Source organism: Anabaena sp. 90, assembly GCF_000312705.1.
In the GTDB taxonomy this organism is placed as follows: domain Bacteria; phylum Cyanobacteriota; class Cyanobacteriia; order Cyanobacteriales; family Nostocaceae; genus Dolichospermum; species Dolichospermum lemmermannii.
The window spans coordinates 3041143-3059925 of sequence record NC_019427.1 but is presented as its reverse complement, the minus strand read 5'-3'; the positions used below and the strand labels follow the sequence as shown (position 1 = coordinate 3059925).

Here is an 18783-nt window from a genome sequence, read left to right as displayed (position 1 = left end):
GATTCACCACTCAAATAACAGTAAGGTAGGAACTTAGGGTTAAACAAGTAGCTGTCACCCCAGCTATTAACAAGATAAAACGTTCTTTTGGTTTGAGGGGGGAATCTAGGGGTAATTGTCCGTTATATCCACGGGCTACCATAGCAGCATAAACTCTTTCGGCTCTGTCTAAGGTGCGGAGATACAACGCCCCAATCATTGAAGCACTGGCATAGCGTAGCCACCCTGCTGCACCATTTAAACCACGTAATTGGGCGCTGCGCTGCATTTGCGTTACTTCTAAAAGTAATATTTCTAAATATTGCGCGGCTAAGATCAGGTTTTCCTTTAATGGTGCAGGTATTGGTAAGCTTTTGAGGGCGATACCCAAACTGTGGGGGGGTAAGGTTAATAAGAAACTATTCATCGTAATTAAACAAATTAGGGAACGCACAAGCAAAAAACTAGCTCGTTCCCATCCCAATGGTAAAGCCATCAATGATAGAAAAATTAATTCTGCACCGAGTAATCCGCCTAATTTGCGAATGGGTACTTGTAAGATACAAACCCAAACCAGGGCGATCGCCCCATATACTAGTAAATTAGACCAAGTATGATGTTTTAAAAAAGCTGCCCCAATCACAATGATCAGGGATAATTGCAAGCGTAATGGTAAGGAAATTTTAAGCATTATTCGGTTTTATCACTTTGGCAATTCCAAAAGCCACAGCAAAGCAAGCTGTAGAACCCACTAAACCAGCAATACTTGTCCCAATTTGTCCTAAACCTTTAATCTCATAGTCAGCCAAAGGTGTTGGTACAATTACCCGCACATTTTCAGCTAAGTTGATAAAACCCACGTTTTCTGCTACTTTTTCTAAACCATCTGGCCAAGCAGAAGCAAATAGAGACAACACACCTGAAATTAGCAAAATACTGACAACGGGAACTAACCAGCCTCTAACTTTGTGTTCTTCACCTGGTAACAAATCTGGACGGGCTGTGGCTAAATAGGTTAATACACCCCCGGTAATTAATCCTTCTCCAATACCAATCAAAATATGTACACCTGCCATGGTGGGTAAAACTATGTTGGCTGGTGCTGTTCCAGACAGGGCTAATTGAATGGCACAAGCTACAGCGGCGACAACTACGCTCACTCCTGCTGCTATTCCTGCTGCTAGGGGTAAACGCCGTTGAGAACCGCCCAATAGTCGTTGTAAGGTTTGGGTTAATCCCCACGCTACCCACACGCCGATTACTCCCATGTTTAAAATATTTGCACCCAAGGCGGTGATACCACCATCAGCAAATAGCACAGCTTGAATAATTAAAACTGTGGCAATACATAGCATTCCCGCCCAAGGACTACCTAAAATAATGGCAGCTAAAGCCCCTCCTAATAGGTGGCCGCTGGTCCCCCCCGCTACAGGAAAATTAATCATTTGGGCGGCGAAAATAAAGGCTGTGGTTAAGCCAAGAATGGGAGCGCGACGAATGCCAAAGGCTGTTTGCGATCGCTCAAAAGCTACAAATAAGGCGGCTGCACTGGCTAAACTGGTGGCGGCTGCAACTGGCACAGAAATAAATCCATCGGGTATGTGCATGAGATTGGTGTTTTTTTAATGTGTTTTTTGCAGACTAATTGTAAGTAATATAACGACTAACAAAATTAATAGCAAACTAAAATTTAGCTCCTTTGACAATACCCTATTGGTAGATATTTTGGGATTTTATTTAGGATAATTTTTCAATAAAAAATACGTCAAATTATATATTTGTTTTTTGAATTGTTAACATTTATAAATCTTTATGACATATTCTCATAATTCTAACTGCTACGGATATTATATTTAGCAGTTCCTATTACTGTTTACAATGAATTTTTTATAATGCCTTTTATTCAATCAGTTATTAAAAAAAATCAACTTTGTTTAGTAGTTGATAATATTGAACAGGAGGTAATATCAGAATTGTCTGAATCAGGATATCCAGGATTTAAGGATTTACAGGATGTTTATTTGAGTTGTGTTTTGAGGGCTTGAGGATTCAATACTTTTCGGTTGGACTCAAAAAACTGCAATGTGATCTAGATTAGTGCTTTTTGTTGCTTAATAGGGAATAATAGAATAAATACTTTTTGCCAGATAAAGGTGAGTTTTGACAAATGGACTGGACAACTATACTCAAAGCACAGCAGACTGATTTTATTCAAAGACTGAAATCTGGTGACTTACTCCATTGTGAGAAGGAAGGCCAGCATAGTGAGTTGACGGTTATCTCTGGAGAGAGATTAAAGCAATTACGGGATTTTTGCTGGAATATGGCTGAAAAATATAGACGAAGTTCTTCAATTCCTATTCGTGATGTTTTTGTCAATAATTTGAAGGGAAAGCTGGGTGAGGAAGTTGTTAAAAGTCGTTTAAGTAATTTTGTAACTGAGGTTGATTATGAAAAACGGATTGGTGGAGATGGAAAAATTGATTTTACCTTAACGTCTGATTCATCAATCGGTATTCAGGTTAAAGCCCGTTATGGGAATTTTGACACAATTAAATGGTCAATTAGCCGAGAAGAAATTGAAAAAAATGCTGTTTTAGTTTGTATTTTAATTCAAGAGGAAGTCAGCGAGGCTCAATCTGAATATAACCTAATTCTGGCAGGATTTTTACCAACCAATATAATTAACTCTTATGGTGTTAAAGCTTTAGTGGGAATAGATGAATTACTTTATCCTGGTGGTTTACGTGGCTATTTAGAAAGTTTGACATCTTCCGATATTGACAAATATATCAGTTTGGGTAATGAATGCTTTAATAAAAAGGACTACAAGGGAGCAATTGATGATTGGACTCAAGCTATAAATATTAATCCCAATTATGCCAAGGCTTACTTCAATCGGGGGCTTGCTCGCTATCATTTAGGAGACAAGCAGAGTGCAATTGATGATTGGACTCAAGCTATAAGAATTAATCCTAATTATGCCGATACTTACTACAGTCGGGGGCTTGCTCATTCTGAATTAGGAGACAACCAGAGTGCAATTGATGATTACACTCAAGCTATAAATATTAATCCCAATTATGACCTTGCTTACCGCAATCGGGGGATTGCTCGATCTGAATTAGGAGACAAGCAGGGTGCAATTGATGATTACAGTCAAGCTATAAATATTAATCCCAATTATGACCTTGCTTACTGCAATCGGGGGATTGCTCGATCTAAATTAGGAGACAAGCAGGGTGCAATTAATGATTATACTCAAGCTATAAATATTAATCCCAATGATGCCGATGCTTACTTCCATCGGGGATATAATCACTATCATTTAGGAGACAACCAGAGTGCAATTGATGATTTCACTCAAGCTATAAAAATCAATCCTAATGATGCCGATGCTTACTTCAATCGGGGGGTTATTCACTCTGAATTAGGAGACAAGCAGGGTGCAATCATTAATTATCGAAAAGCAGCAGATATATATAAAAAAGAAGGTAATGAAACTCAATATCAAAATGCTATAAAGCAGATATTTAAAGATGAAGGTTGAAACATTAATTGAGTAATAATGATCAATTCACAGTTTCTTTATTTCCATTGTGCCAGAAAAAATCCTGTAAATCCTAAAATCCTGGACATCCTGATTCAGACAAAAATCCTGTAAATCCTGAAATCCTGGACATCCTGATTCAGACAAATAATCATATAATAGTGAATAAATATTCACCTTAATTAACTATGCAAACCACAGAATCTCCCTTACAATTGCGGCTGTGGACTGTTGATGAATACCACAGAATGGCTGAAGCAGGAATATTTGAACCAAGTGAACGGGTAGAATTATTAGAGGGGAAAATAATCTGGATGATTGCTAAAGGAACAGCCCACCGTTCAGCAGTGGGTAGAACATATAAGTTGTTGGAAAATAGAATTGGTCATAAAGCTTGCATCGCTATTCAAGACCCTGTAAAATTAAATGAAAGGTCTGAACCAGAACCAGATATTGCTGTAGTAAAAATAGATCCTCTAGACTATGCAGATCATCATCCTACCCCAGCAGAAATTTATTTAATGATCGAAGTTGCAGATAGTAGTTTAAAACTAGATACAGAAATAAAAGCTAAAGCTTATTCTCAAGCAGGAATTAAGGATTATTGGGTATTAGATGTCGTGAAACGCGAATTAATTGTATTTAGAAATCCTACAATAGAAGGTTATCAAAATCGAGAAATTATCACAGAACATCAAAACATATCTCCTTTAGATTTTCCTGATTTAGAAATTGTAGTTTCCCAGATGCTACCTCTTGTCTAAATCAGGATATCCAGGATTTAAGGATTTACAGGATATTATAACTGTATTTCATTCAACCGATAACCGCTATAGTTAAAGTAAATGGAGTTGAGTCTAATTTATTACTTACCTGAGCGATCCTAGCACCTTATTCCATTTACTAGGCTGTAAGCATCATCTGTTCTCTAGTCAACTATAGCAAGATCCCCGACTTCTTAGAGAAGTCGGAGATCTTAGTCCTAAAAATTATTTTTCCAAGTTATTGACAATAATTTCTAAGTTCGATAGGATACCTAAAGCTAATTGCAAATTATTTACAATTCCCTACATACCCATATCCCTATTAGTCTCATGTCTGACAACTTTACTTTCAGTAAAGATAAAATTTGGAGTCGTCGCCAATTGCTACAACTGGGATTATCCGGGGCTGGAGTCATTGGTGCGGGAGCAATTTGGCAGATATTGAATGTCAAAGATCATGCCAGTGTTAGAATCCCACCGATGGAAATGGCAGCATCTAATGGTGCTACTAACCCCATGCAGGTGTTACGAGATTTTGATTATGGGACAGTTAAGCAGGAAAATGGGCGTACAGTCCGCGAATTTCAGCTAACTGCTGGTACTTCCACCATTCAGCTTAATAGTGCTGTCTCCTACAACATTTGGGATTTAAATGGGCGGATTCCTGGACCAACACTCCGGGCTAAAGAAGGGGAAAGAATAAGAATACTTTTTCTCAACAATGCTGGACATTCCCATTCTCTGCATTTTCACGGAGTTCATCCCGCTGAAATGGATGGAATAAAACCCGTGGGTAATGGTAAAGCGACTATATACGAATTTGATGCCGAACCCTATGGCGTTCATTTGTATCATTGTCACATTGCTCCGGTTACTCGTCATATTGCTAAAGGTTTATATGGGATGTTTATTATTGACCCTCCTAAACCCCGTCCCCCTGCTGATGAAATTGTTTTAATCATGTCTGGGTATGACATAAATGATGATAATCGCAATGAATATTATGCTTTTAATGGTATGCCGCATCATTATATGCACCATCCCATTCAAATTTATCAAAATCAGTTAATTCGAGTCTATGTTCTTAATATTATTGAATTCGATCCTGCTGTGACGTTTCACCTTCACGCTAATTTCTTTAATGTTTATCGTTCGGGAATGACAATTACTCCCAGTGAAAAAACCGATGTTTTAACAATGGGTGTCGCAGAAAGGCACATTTTAGAGTTTGCTTTTCGCTATCCAGGAAAATATATGTTTCATCCTCACCAAGATGCGATCGCTGAAAGCGGGTGTATGGGACAGTTTGAAGTCATTACCCAGAAGCAAACCTAAATAAATCTTTGGTCATTAGATCTTCAACCTATTTTTTTGTTTATGTATTGAGAATTTTTATCAGTTATTCTATATATCCATATTATATAACTAGTAAAAATTGCATCTTTTTTCATCCATCAAGTTGTTTCGTCAATGCTCATAAAAACACGCTCTTTGGTAAAAAAATAATATAAGTATATAGGCAAATAATTTAGAATCCTAGATAAATTATTTGATAAAATCTCTCATTTGTGATAGATCAAAATAAGAGGTTATTAAAAAAGCTATTAAGCTAGTTAGAACTATTCAATTTACCAGGAGTAAAAATGATCAAATTCCGTTATTTATTCTTATCTATCGCGGCTTGTGCGATGATTTCCCTGAGTTCCTGTACCCAGGATACACCGACAGCAGACGTTAAATCAACACCAAGTACAGCCCAAGTTGCAGAAACCAGCGCCCATAGCGGTCATAGTGGTAAAGCTAAAATTAATATCAATAATGCAATTTTATCCCAATTAGATAAATTAGAAGCTACATTAGGAATTCCGGCTTTATCCAACAAAATCCAAGCTAATCGTCCCTACGCTAATCCCACGGATTTAGTCAGTAAAAAAGTGATTACTCAACCACAGTTTAACCAAATTAAAGACATGGTGACAGTTGAGGAAGTGGTACTTACAGGTGAAGCTAAAGATATTGACTACATGACCAAATTGGGGTTAATGAAAGGACATCTTTTAGTAGCCAAAGAATTATTAGATCAAAATCAACCCAAACAAGCTCAACCCCATATTGGACATCCAGTTGAGGAGATTTATATTGATATTGAAGAACAATTAGATGAGCGCAAAGTTAAAGAATTTAAAAGTAATTTGGTCAGTTTAACTGATTTAGTGAAATCTAATCCCAAGGATGCCAAAATCAAAACTAACTTTACCACTTCTGTGCAAGCTGTGGATAGTGCGATCGCAATTTTACCAGCCGAACAACGCAGTAAACCCGAATTTGTTCTGCAAGTAATCACCAGTTTACTAGACGCAGCCAACTCAGAATATGGTGCAGCAATTGCGAATGGCAAAATTACTGCCCCCATTGAATATCAAGATTCTCGTGGCTTTGTCGTCTATTCTCAGGAGCTATATAAAAGTATTTCTAGCCAAATGACCCAAGAACATCCTCAAGCACACAAAGCCATAGATACAGCTTTTGTGGAATTGGTGAAAGTTTGGCCTACTGCTATCCCCCCAGCGCAAGCAGTTAGCACTCCAGAAGATGTTACCAAGCTAGTGAAAACCATCGAGGAAAATACCCAAAAAGTGCGAGAAAAAACCAGCACTAAAGCACAAAGTTAGTATTTTCACACCATTGGAGGTACAGAAAAAGAAGTTTAAAATAGTAGACAAGAGAGCAAATAGTTAAAAACTAAGAGTGAGAATAGTTTGGGTTTTCAAACCCTAAAAAAAGTATAACTGCTCACTAATAATTGGTAGCTAAATCCTCTCCTGATGTAATTTTGCTCAACTTAACAACTAATGCAAGAACTCGACCACCAAAAAACAATTGATATTCTCAACTCCATTATGGAATTTGAACTAGCAGGGGTAGTGCGCTACACCCATTATTCCTTAATGGTAACAGGTCCAAATCGTATACCTATTGTGGCATTCTTCAAAGCGCAAGCCACAGAATCCTTACTTCATGCTCAACAAGTAGGAGAAATTCTCACAGGCTTAGAAGGACATCCTACTTTGAGAATCGCCCCAATGGAAGAAACTTTCAAACATAACGTTAAGGATATTTTGCAAGAAAGTTTATCCCATGAAAAGAAAGCTTTAGATATGTACAAAAGTCTTCTAGCAGTTGTCAACAATGCCAGTATTTATTTAGAAGAATTCAGCCGTGGTATGATCGGACAAGAAGAGATGCACAATCTCGAACTCAAGAAAATGTTACGCGATTTTAGCTAATAAAGCAGGAGTCAGGAGTCAGAATTCAGGAGAAATAAAATCTACAACTGACCACTGTACGGGCGAAGCATTTGGAGAACTATTTTTGGCAATGACCGATAATTTATCTTGCAAATGCTTCGCGGCTACTAACAACTGTACGGGCGAAGCATTTGGAGAACTATTTTTGGCAATGACCGATAATTTATCTTCCAAATGCTTCGCCCCTACTGATAACTGACAACTAACTAGTAGAAGTTGGCGTAAATAACATGACCATTAAAAGCTCCGAAAATTTGATTGATTACAAGGCTTGAAAATGCTTCGTTCACTTACGCCACAGTGTACTAGTTAACATTTCCTAATTACTTAGTCATCTTTTTTCTGGCATTTTCCCACTTTTTCCGCAAGCCCTAATTATTAATTGACAATAAACCGGGGGGAGGAATAATTTCAACTCGACGATTTTCTAAATCAACAACAGGAACAATTTCCATCACAAAAGGAATTAAAACAGTTTTTTGTACTTTATCAGTTGTCAATTCTTCGTTATTAGTGATAAAAGCAGGATCAAATTTAACTTCTAATAAATCATGACCAGAAGGTAAGATATCCACCACCGTTCCCACAAATTCCCCAGATGATTGCATAAAGACCTGCAACCCTAGCAAATCTAACACATGAAATTCACCTTCATCCAATTCTGGGCGATCGCTCACAGGCACAAAAAACCGACAATCACGCATATTTTCAGCTTGATGGCGATCGCTCACTCCCTTCAATTTAATCACATAAAGATTCTTATTCTCAATATATCGCCCATTTAACAACTCCACAGTTTCAAGTTCCATTTCCCCTGGACGTAATAACCAGCGTTTTCCCGGTTCTTCAAAGCGTTCAGGAAAATCCGTATTAGGATAAACCCGCAACTCCCCAGTTAAACCTTGAGGTGAGACAATTTTGCCAATTTCCAACCAATCATCAAGATTGGGAATTGGGAATTGGTGATTGGTAATTGGTGATTGGTGATTAGGAACAGGTACTTTTTGAGCTTTTCCCCCTGCACCCTGCACCCTGCTTCCTTTCTTCTTCTTCTTCGTGTTCTTCGCTTCTTCGTGGTTCATTTTTATTACACACTTACAGCCGCACTTTGATAAACCCGTTCAGCAACTTTTGCTAAACGCTGCATACCAATAGTAATTTCCTCATCACTACCTGTTAAACTAATTCGCAGACATTGGTGTTTGTGTTCCCAGTCCTCCTTTAAACCAGGGAAGAAACTACTACCAGGGACAAGAATTACACCCACTTTCTTTAATTCCTGGTAAAATTCCCAATCAGTCATGGGTAGATCTTGCAACCACAACCAGCCAAAAATCGCCCCTTCACCACGATGTAAGAACCAGGGTATATTCTTAGGCATAGCTGCTTCTAGGGTACTTTCTAAGACATCAAACTTTTGCTGATAGAAAGGACGAATCACATTTTCCGCGATATTTGCTAATGTACCTGATTCTATCGCTCTAGCTGCGATCGCTTGACCATATCGAGAAGAATGAATTCCCACATTGGTTTGGAAACATTCCAAAACTTGAATCAGGTTTTCATCTCCAATGGCTACCCCAATCCGTTCTCCAGGCAAACCTGCTTTTGATAAACTCATACAGTGGAGAATATTTTCCCCAAATATCGGAGTCATTTCTGTAAAATTCAAAGCTGGGAAAGGAGGTGCATAAGCCGAATCAATCAATACAGGTACATGATGGGGTGCAGCTAAATCAGTGATTTTATTTACCTCATCATTAGTCAAAACATTACCCGTCGGATTACAAGGACGGGAAAAAATCACACAACCGGTATTTTCTGTAATCGCAAGTTGATTAAAATCAGGACGATATTTAAATCTATGTGCGGCTGTATCAATATCCAGAGTAGGTTTATAAGCAACCAAAGCTTCTGGGAACAAACAAACACCACCATAGCCAGTATAATCTGGACTTAACGGCAACACAATTTCTTTCAAATTGCCATCTTCAGTATAGCCACCAAAAGCATTAGCGGCGTAAAAATAGATAGTTTGACTACCCGCAGTAATTAAAATATTCCGCTCAGTTAAACTTAACCCATAACGCTGGTTAAAATCCTGAACAATCGCCTCAATTAATGGTGAATAACCTTGACTTGAACCATAACGACAAACAACTTCACCATATTCAGAACTGGCTAATAAATCTGCCGTACAATCCCGCCATAACTGTTCTACCTCTGGTAAAATCAACGGATTGCCAGCGCTCAAATTATATAATTCCTGTCCCTTACTAGCTCTGAGGGTTTCATTAATATCTTTCATAATCGCTCTTACGCCAGTTAAGTTGGACATTTGAGCGCCAATTTTCGTAAGGGCAGGTTTTATCATGTTTGTTACAGACTGAATTAATCGCAAAAGTGGATAAATTGAAAGGTAGTTGCAGCTAAGACAAAATTTATTATAGTTGCCAAAACAGCCACTGCCTTTAACTAATTTAAACCAGTGAATGCGATTTTAACAAAATCTGATAGTCAATAAAGCCTCACCTTCAAGAATGGGAGATTTCTTTTGTATTAGGTACTAATGTACTATATGCTGGGTGAGTTAACAAGCAATTATTTAGGCTTGCTGATAGTCCCCGCCCTATAGAGGGACGGGGATTCTTGTTTCTTTGAAAACGGATTTTATGAAGTGGGTGGCTGTTCTGGGAACATACACTTATCAGAGTCGCAACCACTCGGTCCTGCTTCTGATAATTCTCCCAAGTCGTAACGACTTAGCGCCCCACAGAAATCATCTGTTCTGCGTCGGGCTTTGACTTCTTTAGATAAGCGTTCATAAGTGGCTTTGTCTATGGGTTCAAAGGGAAGACGGGGGAATGATTGCAAATCGTCAAACCGGGCTAACAGCGCAGCAGAAATATAGCCTTCATCATTTTGGATAGCTTCATAGATACGTGTTCCCAATAATTCAACTTCTTCAGAACGGAGTTCTAGGGTGGCTGAGGTGTTATGGGTGACGTAATGACTTTGGACTTGCATCACAAAATCTAGTTGGGCTAAAACGGAAAACTGAGATACATCAATGACATCAGCACCGGGTAAATCAGCCCAAGATACAGCGACGGGTATTTCTACTAACCATTCTGTACAGCGAGGATCAAAAGGATCATTAAGTAAGTTGCCGTTTTCATCTTTGTCAGATTGGGAAGGAATGACGTTGTAACCATAATCTATACAAGCTAGGGCTACGGGGTCATTTTTGCCAAAGGTAATCCGACGAATGAATCTTTGAGCTTTGGGGGGATGCCAACCGGGAGATGCTCCTGTTAAGAGGGATTTGGTGCCGGCTGGTTGCACGGTAGTACACCGGTTGGGGCGTTTGATCTGATGGCGATCGCAATATTCCCACACTACTTTATGAACTACATCTTTCCACAAGTTGAGATATTTTTGTTCACCACGTTTAAAAATCAGTCCTTCAGGAGTTTCGGGTCTTCCTGCTTCCCACCACCGTAACCAATCTGTACCAAAAGCATGAACAAAGAAGTCAAATAAACCGGTAAATGATACACCGACAATGGGATCAAGTTCCCGGCTGTATTGATAGCGGGGTTCGAGAAATTGGTGATTTAACAGGGCGACGACGGAAAGCGCACCAGCGGTAAATGCCTCTTTTTGTTCTTTATAGTTGTCGGGGTCGAGTTGATTTAAGTGTACCTCTGAAAGATTGCAGTGAAAATTAACACCTAGTATCTCCCCGCAGTTATGAGTAATACATCCGTTAGCAATAAAGGAATGAGTGAGGGGAACATGAAGATCATAAACAGGCTCTTCTCCAAATTCTTCTATGCTTTGAACCTTTGAACTGAACCTACGACTAACAATAGCTTCGCTGTATTTTCTTGAAGACTGTTTGGTAGCCAGTGTTGTTAAACGTCCTTGCTTATCAGGTGTTAGAGGAAAACCTATGAATTCCCAAAATTTTCTGGCTTCCTCTCCTGAATAAATTATTAGTCTCCAACTACCCCGATTTTGACTGACTTTTTGAGTTCCATCTTTTAATGTGTATGGAACTCCCTTACTTCCTGGCTTTTCTTTGATTAGGAGGCTGCTTTTGATTCCTAAATTAAGTAAAATGATCTGAATTTGACTGAGTAATTGCCGTGAACGGTTACGCAGTTCTATATTTCTACCTTTGACATTGACACAACCATCTGCGGAAAATAATCCCTGTAGAAAAGCAATAATTACCTCTTTTGATTGAGCGAAAAATCTATCTGGTAAACAGTCTTTTGACTGTACACCTAGTTTATTGAAAAATGAATCCATTAAACGTGAACCACTATGGAATGTATAAACACCTTTAACTAGGCTTGGCTTGTGACTGTAGCCTGTCAAAGATTCCACAGCAGAAGTCAAAATAGGAAAGACGGTTTCGTATTCATTTTGATTGATGTAAAATACAGCGTCTAATCCTCTTGAACCTTGATAAATTGAGCCATCACCGTATAACCAACCAAGCATTTGCGCTTGTTCAACTGTGATAGTAGATTCACCAAAATATCCCGCACCTTTTTGGATATAGATATGATGCTCAGATGTTAAATCTTTGGTTGCTACCCATCCGTGATTGGTAAAGTGTTGATGGTCAGCAGTACATCTCATTTGCTGGCCATTTGCTAGGGTAATTATATGAGTTGTTTGTACTCCTGTGGAAAAGGCGATCGCATCAGTTAATTTGACTCCAGTTAATCCTACAGAACGTAAGTCAACTAATGCTTGAAATGGTTTACCCACTAAATCTTTAATAGGTACTAATCCCTGATTAGTAGATACTAATGTATCACCTGCATGACACGGATTTAAGCCATATCTACCCAAACGATGCTCTAATTCTTGAGAATCAATTTCTGGGTGGCGTTCTTGTATCCATTGCTCGACTTTTCCTTGCTCATAAGCTTGTAAAAATTCTTTTTTGAGTTCTGGTGTATTTAATAAATCAACATTCGCTCTAGCAACTGCTTCACCAGCCCATTGAATTGCCCCTTCACCGCTATAGTATTGTTTACGTACAGCCACAATGGATTCTTCTAAGGTTGGTTTGTGGTGAAAGACTCGGCTATGGTTGGCCATTCTCAGAGAATCGCGTTCTGGATCTATACGCCAGTTACCTTGTGCGTCTTGTTGCCAGAGGTTATCTTTAGCAGTCGCACCTTGTCCATCTTCAGAAAGGAACTGTCTCATGCCCGCACTTCTACGGATATTGCCTGCTACAATTGTTACAGCAGCTTCATCAATCAACAAACAACATTCAACTGAGTTTAATTGTCTGCCTATTGCCTTATTGAGAATAGAGGCGCAACGCTGATACAATCCAGGCAACTTCACAGGATTAGCCATACCGCCAAAGCCTTTGAGAGTTTCCCCAGATTGGCGGACATCGCTAATATCAACAATTACCTGAACGTCACCTGTAAAAAGTTCATCCGTAGAAAGTTCTAAAAGGGTTTGATAGGATTTTACCCAACCTTCCCGGCTGTCTCCAACGTGGATAGTAGCGGTGTTAGCTTCTATATGGGTTTGTGTAAATTCACGACGCTGTGCTTGGGGTGTGCTGCCAATTTCACCTATGATGGTGATATTGAGGCGATTACGGATAGAGGGAAGTTGATTAATATATTGTGGTTCGATGATCGCACCTGTCCCATTAAACTAAGCAACATTCTCACGAATGCTACTCGTCTCCAGAACCGGACATGAGACTTTCACCTCATCCGGCTCCTCAGAAAACATACCCTTGTCAAAAGGAACTACTCAGACTGCCATCCGTGGCTGTCTTTTTGTCATGGCAATGTTTATGCAATGCTTGAATATTATTGAACTTTCTTTTCCCGCCCAAGCTGATTGGTAGAATGTGATCTAGTTCAATTTGGTCTTCTGTTGTAAACGTTAGACCACAATGGACACATTTACCTTTCTGCTTGTGAAGGGTTTTTGCAAGTAGAGAGGGAATCTCTTTACTTTTTCCAGTTCTTGCTCCCCAGTAAACGAAATCACCGTTAAATGGTGAGGCCTCGCCTTTAACCTTAGTATGTCGGACAATTTTTGTCCAAGTGTGCTTTGAGAGAATATATCTTTCTTCGGTGTCCGGATTCATGTAACCAAACACCCAGTTATCTCCACCTACGGTCGTCCAGTATTTCTGTACCACCCACTTAGCCCCTTTATTGGGGTGTCTGTATCTTGCCCATGATGCCAACTTGAGATAAATCTTATTATTTAAGTCTCTAAAAGCATCTGTTGAGCAAGCAGATGAGTAGTAATTAGCCCATCCTTGAATGATAGGATTAAGCTTCTGGATTAGTACCTTTTGTGGTGCTGCCTTATGGGAGTCAATAACATCGGATATAACTTTGTAGTGGCTTTGTATCGCTTTCTTGCTTGGTTGGATGATTGTTTGGAAACCAAGGGTTTTTCCTCTTGATGTCCTTGCGCTCATCCCATTGTTGACTGGAAATTGTCGAATGTTAAAACCTAAAAAATCAAATCCAGGTTTTTCCCCTTCATATTCTTCAAAGGTGTGACAAATTCTGGTCTTGCTTGGTTTGAGTTCCAAACCAATGTCTTTTAAGAAACCTTCGATTACAGCTTTTGCCCCTAACACAACATTGATATCTTCGTGAATAATCACAAAGTCGTCTGCGTAGCGAATTAAACTGAGGGCATTGCGGTTTTGTTTTCTGCCATAGTTCCTCCGAGTAGGGAGGGTATTGGCGTATTCCTTAATGACCTCTTCCATACCGTGAAGGGCAATGTTTGCCAGTAGTGGGGAAATAACTCCACCTTGTGGCGTTCCCATTTTTGTTGGGAATAAATCGCGCCTATCCATAAAACCAGCTTTTAACCAGCTACGAATTAACCGTTTCATGGATGGGTATGTGTTTAGTTTGCTCAATAGCTTTTGATGATCAATGTTGTCAAAGCACTTGGAGATGTCGGCATCTAGCACGTATTTAGCTTTACAGTGTATTGCTAAGTAAATGGCTTCGATGGCATCATGTACTGCCCGTCCTGGTCTGAACCCGTAACTATTTGGCTCGAATTTGGCTTCCCATTCTGATTCTAAGGCTAATTTGGCGAATGCCTGATTAGCTCTGTCTGACATTGTGGGAATTCCTAGGGGTCGCTTTTCGTCTGTTCCTGGCTTTGGAATCCAGATTCTACGGGTTGGCTTTACCTTCCTAGTAGTTCCTAGACTGTTGGCTAATTCTAGACGTTGGGCATATCCAAGAGATTTTACGACCTCCACCCCTGCCGTGTTCTTGCCTTTATTGTCTTGGGTAACAGTTCGCGTTGCTAGTAGCTTGGCGTACCAGGATTTCATTAAGGTTTTCTGGAGTCTTCGCATTGCTTTGACATCACCACGTTGAGCAGCTTTATGTATGCGCTTTTGCAACTTAAACACCATCCGCTGGATTTTCTTCCAGTTGATGTTGTTCCATACCACCGTAGTCTTGAAACTCGTTTTAGTCGTCTTCATTGCTAATTGTACCTACATATATCTGTTTTCCGTGAGTCCGTCAGCGTATCCTACGCATTACCGTAGGCGTTAGCTTCTGACTCAATCTCGCCACATAGTTCATCCGGTTAGCACCTACTCAGGGATCGACCTTCCTGAGAGAATCTATGTGGTTACTTCGTTCCTGATAGTCATTGATTGAGAATTTAGGTTTCTACTGTTCACCGGGGTTACGAGTGGTGCAGACCAGACGGTTGTATTCTGGTCACTCTGCCCTTGCCTTTTGGCACAGCCTGTTAGTCCACTAAGCTGTTTTATATGTTCACGATGATTCAGACGTAGATTTGCTTTCGCTAACCATATTCTCTTGCTGGTTGGAGTCGAAGCCTGGACTGGCTTCTTACCACCGTTCATTCCCGCTTCACGGATTGATGGCTAGTCGCTACCGTGGGGAAAGTGCTTTCACCCTTGCACTTAGGGGGTTGGAATTCATCAGATTTTATTATGCTTTTCAAACAAACCATTGAATATTTCTATGATTTATCTGTACTAACTTTTGATAATCCAATGTCACCAACATGACTATCAAGTTGTCAAGGCTCTTACCTTTTGAGTAAAGTTACCTTGCGGCTAATCCTCTAAAACCCTTGCTGGGCTTAGTTTCTAGCCAACGAATCGCACACAGCCCATCATGGCTAGATCCATCATCAACCCAAAGGCACTCCAGTCTAAAAGGTTGGTAGAGGTGCAGTTATAAGCACCGGAGAAGTTTTTGGGTTTGGCTAACCAATCTGTGCCACCAACCCACATCCAGCGCCCACTGGGGAGGGATTTCATGTTTCGCTGCATCTTATCTAAAATGGCAGCTTCTTCACGGGTGAGTTTTCCCAGTTCTACTAAACCGCGTAAAGTGCGATCGCACACCTGATCCCATGTTTCTCTCAAACCTGCATCTGTCCGACGGCTGTAGGTTCTAAAAAACACGGGATTGGCTGCTGGAGCAGATTCTGGAAAAGCTGCACCCTGACGTTGACGTATGACTCCTACGTCGTCACGCAGGCTATCAAGTTCTTGAAGCATAATTTGAGTATGATTTCTTATGGACAAACTATGACTATACGCCAAGTAGATTTAAGATTAAAGATTGAAAATTTTACTACTTTGCGCTATAGCTTAGTCTGTGCCAATTATAACTATATTTTTGTTTTTTGTTTAAGTATAAAACCCCGACAGTGCATTATCAGGGTAATAGAATCTCAACTTTTTATCTGTCAGTTTTCGTAGAATAGGCTATCTATGTAATAGTGCTGTTTGTGTAATTTTTGCGTTGACTATTCATCAAGCAGAGATAGTAAGTAAAGATGCCAATTCATTTGTATTAGTTACAACTTGATTTAATTGCTCACTGAAATAGATAACTTCATAATTAGGTGCAAGTTCTTTTTGTAGTTGTTTCCACAAACTAATTCCTTCCTGTTCAAAAGCTGCTGCTGCTTCTGGACTCAAATCTGGTGAATTACCAGGATCTTGCCAATTTAATGTGGCATTATAAGCAGTTGCCCATTTTCTCAAATGGTTAATGGTTTCTTGGCTGAGGGGCAGTTTGGCTGGGTCAATGTTACCAACTTTGTCAGCATCTGCCCACCATAAAGGGTCGCACCCATAATCAGCCATTAGTTTAATTTTTATTGCCATAGCTACTACGGTGGAATTATGGTAATGAGGCTGGATTAGCTCCAACTATATAACCATTATCGCCTACTGTCACTGCTATATACTGCTTTTTTCCATTAAAGTTTACTTCATAGATTTTTCTTCGAGGTTCTACTGTTCCTTGATAACCAAGAAACATTCCACTGATTACAGCAGCCATAACAACATCGGCAATTTCATCTTCAGAAATTCCCCGTTTGGCAAAGTCTTCTTGATGTTTATCCAAAATGTGTAATAGTCCACTTCCTCTTTTACCAGGTTTTCCTTCTTCTAAAAAGACTATTTTGCCGTCAGCTTGTTTAGCAATCTTAACTATTTTTTCAGGAGTATGTTGACATACCCAACGTAGAAGTGTAATTTTAGGAGACAAAGAATTTTTAGGTACGGATTACCGTACAATATTAGAAATATTAATTACAACCATATTTAAAAATGTCCCTAGCACCTTGGCGAAGTCTGATTACCCGCGCCCTACATAAAAATCGCAGCCTCGTTTATGCCCGCTATGTACAACTAGCAACAGTGCGGGAAAATGGTTTTCCTGCTAATCGTACCGTCGTATTTCGGGGCTTTCTAGACGATACCAATCAGCTAAAATTTATTACCGATATTCGTAGTGAAAAAGCTGAACAAATATCAAAACAATCCGCAGCGGAAATTTGCTGGTATTTTCCTAACACCAGAGAACAATTTCGGATTAGTGGAGAATTAATATTAGTAAGTGCTGATTCTCACCCACATTTACAACCTGCGAGAATCAAAATGTGGCAAGAATTAAGTGATGCAGCTAGGTTACAATTTGCTTGGCCTATTCCTGGTGAGATGAGAGTACAAACACCGGAAGCTTTCACACCACCAGCACCAGACAATATTCAGCCATTAGAAAATTTTTGTCTATTATTACTTGAACCAGTACAAGTAGATCATTTAGAATTGCGGGGTGAACCACAAAATAGATGGGTTTATCACCGCAATGAAAACCAAGAATGGTTGACTGAAGCAATAAACCCTTAATTTTAATTTTTAGTGTTTAACTTCCTAGATTCCCGCACCATCAAAAAATTCCTGAATCTGTTTATCTCGGATATTACAAAAATTGTGTTCTTTTGGTAATTCATCTTCTGGAAGGAATTTACCAACTAAAACTGGAGTTTTGGCGGGAGTTTGTAAAGCTTGAATTTGTGCTTCTAAGGCTTCAATGCGGTCAACTAAGGTGCGAATGACTTGGGCTTCTGAGTCTGGTAAATTGCTGTGTTCTAGAGGTGCAACCCGGACTCCTGAACGGTAGATAATGCGACCAGGAACACCGACAACGGTACAACTAGATGGTACATCTCTCAACACCACTGAACCTGCACCAATGCGGACATTATCACCAATTTCGATATTTCCTAAAACTTTTGCACCGGCACCAACGACGACATTTTCGCCTAATGTGGGGTGACGTTTACCGCTTTCTTTACCTGTTCCCCCCAGGGTGACACCTTGATAAATCAGCGCGTAGTTACCGATAATGGCTGTTTCCCCAATTACTACTCCCATTCCGTGATCAATAAATACGCCTTCACCAATTGTAGCCCCTGGGTGAATTTCTACACCTGTTAAAAACCGCGCAATGTGAGAAATCAAGCGGGGGAAAAAGGGAAGACCAAGACGACGCAACCAGTGTGCAAAGCGGTGGAAAACTAGGGCTTGCAAACCTGGATAGCAAAACAAAACCTCCAACCAATTCCGGGCTGCGGGGTCACGTTCAAAGATGATGCGAAAATCGGTACGGAGTCTAGAGAACATTGAGATAGTACCCTTGATAGCACAACAAGCTACTCTCTCATATTATCGTGACTTGGTAATTAGGGATTGGTAATTGGTGATTGGTAATTGGTGATTGGTAATTGGTGATTGGTGATTGGTGATTGTTAATTGGGGACTAAATCATCTATGCCTTAGTATCTAAGGCTTCTG

At 39.7% G+C, this 18783-nt stretch carries 17 protein-coding genes and 1 pseudogene; 7 read left to right on the top strand and 11 right to left on the bottom strand.

Annotated features, from left to right (window positions below):
- Window positions 1-10: 10 nt before the first annotated feature.
- Both ANA_RS13330 and ANA_RS13325 read right to left on the bottom strand, forming a co-directional pair.
- Entirely contained in the window at window positions 11-670 is a 660-nt protein-coding gene (locus tag ANA_RS13330; protein ID WP_015080577.1) for an energy-coupling factor transporter transmembrane component T family protein, read from the bottom strand.
- Window positions 663-1586, bottom strand: coding sequence for an energy-coupling factor ABC transporter permease (locus ANA_RS13325; protein ID WP_015080576.1), 924 nt, complete (start codon window positions 1584-1586; stop codon window positions 663-665). Before ANA_RS13325 ends, ANA_RS13330 begins: the two co-directional genes overlap by 8 nt.
- A 228-nt stretch (window positions 1587-1814) precedes the next feature.
- On the opposite strand from ANA_RS13325, the gene ANA_RS24640 reads away from it, so the two are divergent.
- From ANA_RS24640 to ANA_RS13300, 6 genes are all read left to right on the top strand, one after another.
- A complete protein-coding gene (locus ANA_RS24640; protein ID WP_083881464.1) occupies window positions 1815-2024 on the top strand; it encodes an element excision factor XisH family protein in 210 nt (69 codons plus the stop codon).
- 122 nt (window positions 2025-2146) lie between these two features.
- The gene (locus ANA_RS13320; RefSeq protein WP_015080575.1) at window positions 2147-3529 is read left to right on the top strand and encodes a tetratricopeptide repeat protein; all 1383 of its coding nucleotides are present in this window, start codon (window positions 2147-2149) and stop codon (window positions 3527-3529) included.
- A gap of 188 nt (window positions 3530-3717) precedes the next feature.
- Complete coding sequence (locus ANA_RS13315) at window positions 3718-4293, top strand: Uma2 family endonuclease (RefSeq protein ID WP_015080574.1); 576 nt, start codon at window positions 3718-3720, stop codon at window positions 4291-4293.
- 330 nt (window positions 4294-4623) lie between these two features.
- A complete protein-coding gene (locus ANA_RS13310; protein WP_015080573.1) occupies window positions 4624-5628 on the top strand; it encodes a multicopper oxidase domain-containing protein in 1005 nt (334 codons plus the stop codon).
- A 308-nt stretch (window positions 5629-5936) separates the two neighbouring features.
- Entirely contained in the window at window positions 5937-6965 is a 1029-nt protein-coding gene (locus tag ANA_RS13305; protein WP_015080572.1) for a helix-hairpin-helix domain-containing protein, read from the top strand.
- Window positions 6966-7145: 180 nt separating this feature from the next.
- Entirely contained in the window at window positions 7146-7580 is a 435-nt protein-coding gene (locus tag ANA_RS13300; protein ID WP_015080571.1) for a ferritin-like domain-containing protein, read from the top strand.
- 18 nt (window positions 7581-7598) lie between these two features.
- Here ANA_RS13300 and ANA_RS27100 read toward each other — a convergent pair whose 3' ends face one another.
- The 8 genes and pseudogenes from ANA_RS27100 to ANA_RS13260 all read right to left on the bottom strand — a co-directional run bounded on the left by ANA_RS27100 (window position 7599) and on the right by ANA_RS13260 (window position 17191).
- Window positions 7599-7775, bottom strand: a complete 177-nt coding sequence (locus tag ANA_RS27100; protein WP_015080570.1) for a hypothetical protein — start codon at window positions 7773-7775, stop codon at window positions 7599-7601.
- Between the two features lie 197 nt (window positions 7776-7972).
- Window positions 7973-8683, bottom strand: coding sequence for a ribosome maturation factor RimM (gene rimM, locus ANA_RS13295; RefSeq protein ID WP_015080569.1), 711 nt, complete (start codon window positions 8681-8683; stop codon window positions 7973-7975).
- A 5-nt stretch (window positions 8684-8688) separates the two neighbouring features.
- Window positions 8689-9972, bottom strand: coding sequence for a valine--pyruvate transaminase (locus ANA_RS13290; RefSeq protein WP_041458436.1), 1284 nt, complete (start codon window positions 9970-9972; stop codon window positions 8689-8691).
- A 299-nt stretch (window positions 9973-10271) separates the two neighbouring features.
- A complete protein-coding gene (gene nrdJ / locus ANA_RS13285) occupies window positions 10272-13283 on the bottom strand; it encodes a ribonucleoside-triphosphate reductase, adenosylcobalamin-dependent (RefSeq protein ID WP_371260408.1) in 3012 nt (1003 codons plus the stop codon).
- A gap of 106 nt (window positions 13284-13389) precedes the next feature.
- Entirely contained in the window at window positions 13390-15054 is a 1665-nt protein-coding gene (gene ltrA, locus ANA_RS13280) for a group II intron reverse transcriptase/maturase (protein ID WP_235082041.1), read from the bottom strand.
- Window positions 15055-15789: 735 nt separating this feature from the next.
- A pseudogene (locus ANA_RS13270) lies at window positions 15790-16188 on the bottom strand (ribonucleoside-triphosphate reductase); the annotation flags it as partial.
- A gap of 258 nt (window positions 16189-16446) precedes the next feature.
- Window positions 16447-16803: a hypothetical protein gene (locus tag ANA_RS13265; protein WP_015080565.1), complete on the bottom strand. Its 357-nt coding sequence runs from the start codon at window positions 16801-16803 to the stop codon at window positions 16447-16449.
- 16 nt (window positions 16804-16819) lie between these two features.
- The gene (locus ANA_RS13260; RefSeq protein WP_015080564.1) at window positions 16820-17191 is read right to left on the bottom strand and encodes a hypothetical protein; all 372 of its coding nucleotides are present in this window, start codon (window positions 17189-17191) and stop codon (window positions 16820-16822) included.
- A gap of 62 nt (window positions 17192-17253) precedes the next feature.
- On the opposite strand from ANA_RS13260, the gene ANA_RS13255 reads away from it, so the two are divergent.
- Window positions 17254-17835: an Npun_F5749 family FMN-dependent PPOX-type flavoprotein gene (locus tag ANA_RS13255; RefSeq protein ID WP_015080563.1), complete on the top strand. Its 582-nt coding sequence runs from the start codon at window positions 17254-17256 to the stop codon at window positions 17833-17835.
- A 24-nt stretch (window positions 17836-17859) separates the two neighbouring features.
- Here the strand turns inward: ANA_RS13255 and cysE are convergent, their stop codons facing one another.
- Window positions 17860-18612: a serine O-acetyltransferase gene (gene cysE / locus ANA_RS13250; RefSeq protein ID WP_015080562.1), complete on the bottom strand. Its 753-nt coding sequence runs from the start codon at window positions 18610-18612 to the stop codon at window positions 17860-17862.
- Window positions 18613-18783: the final 171 nt, after the last annotated feature.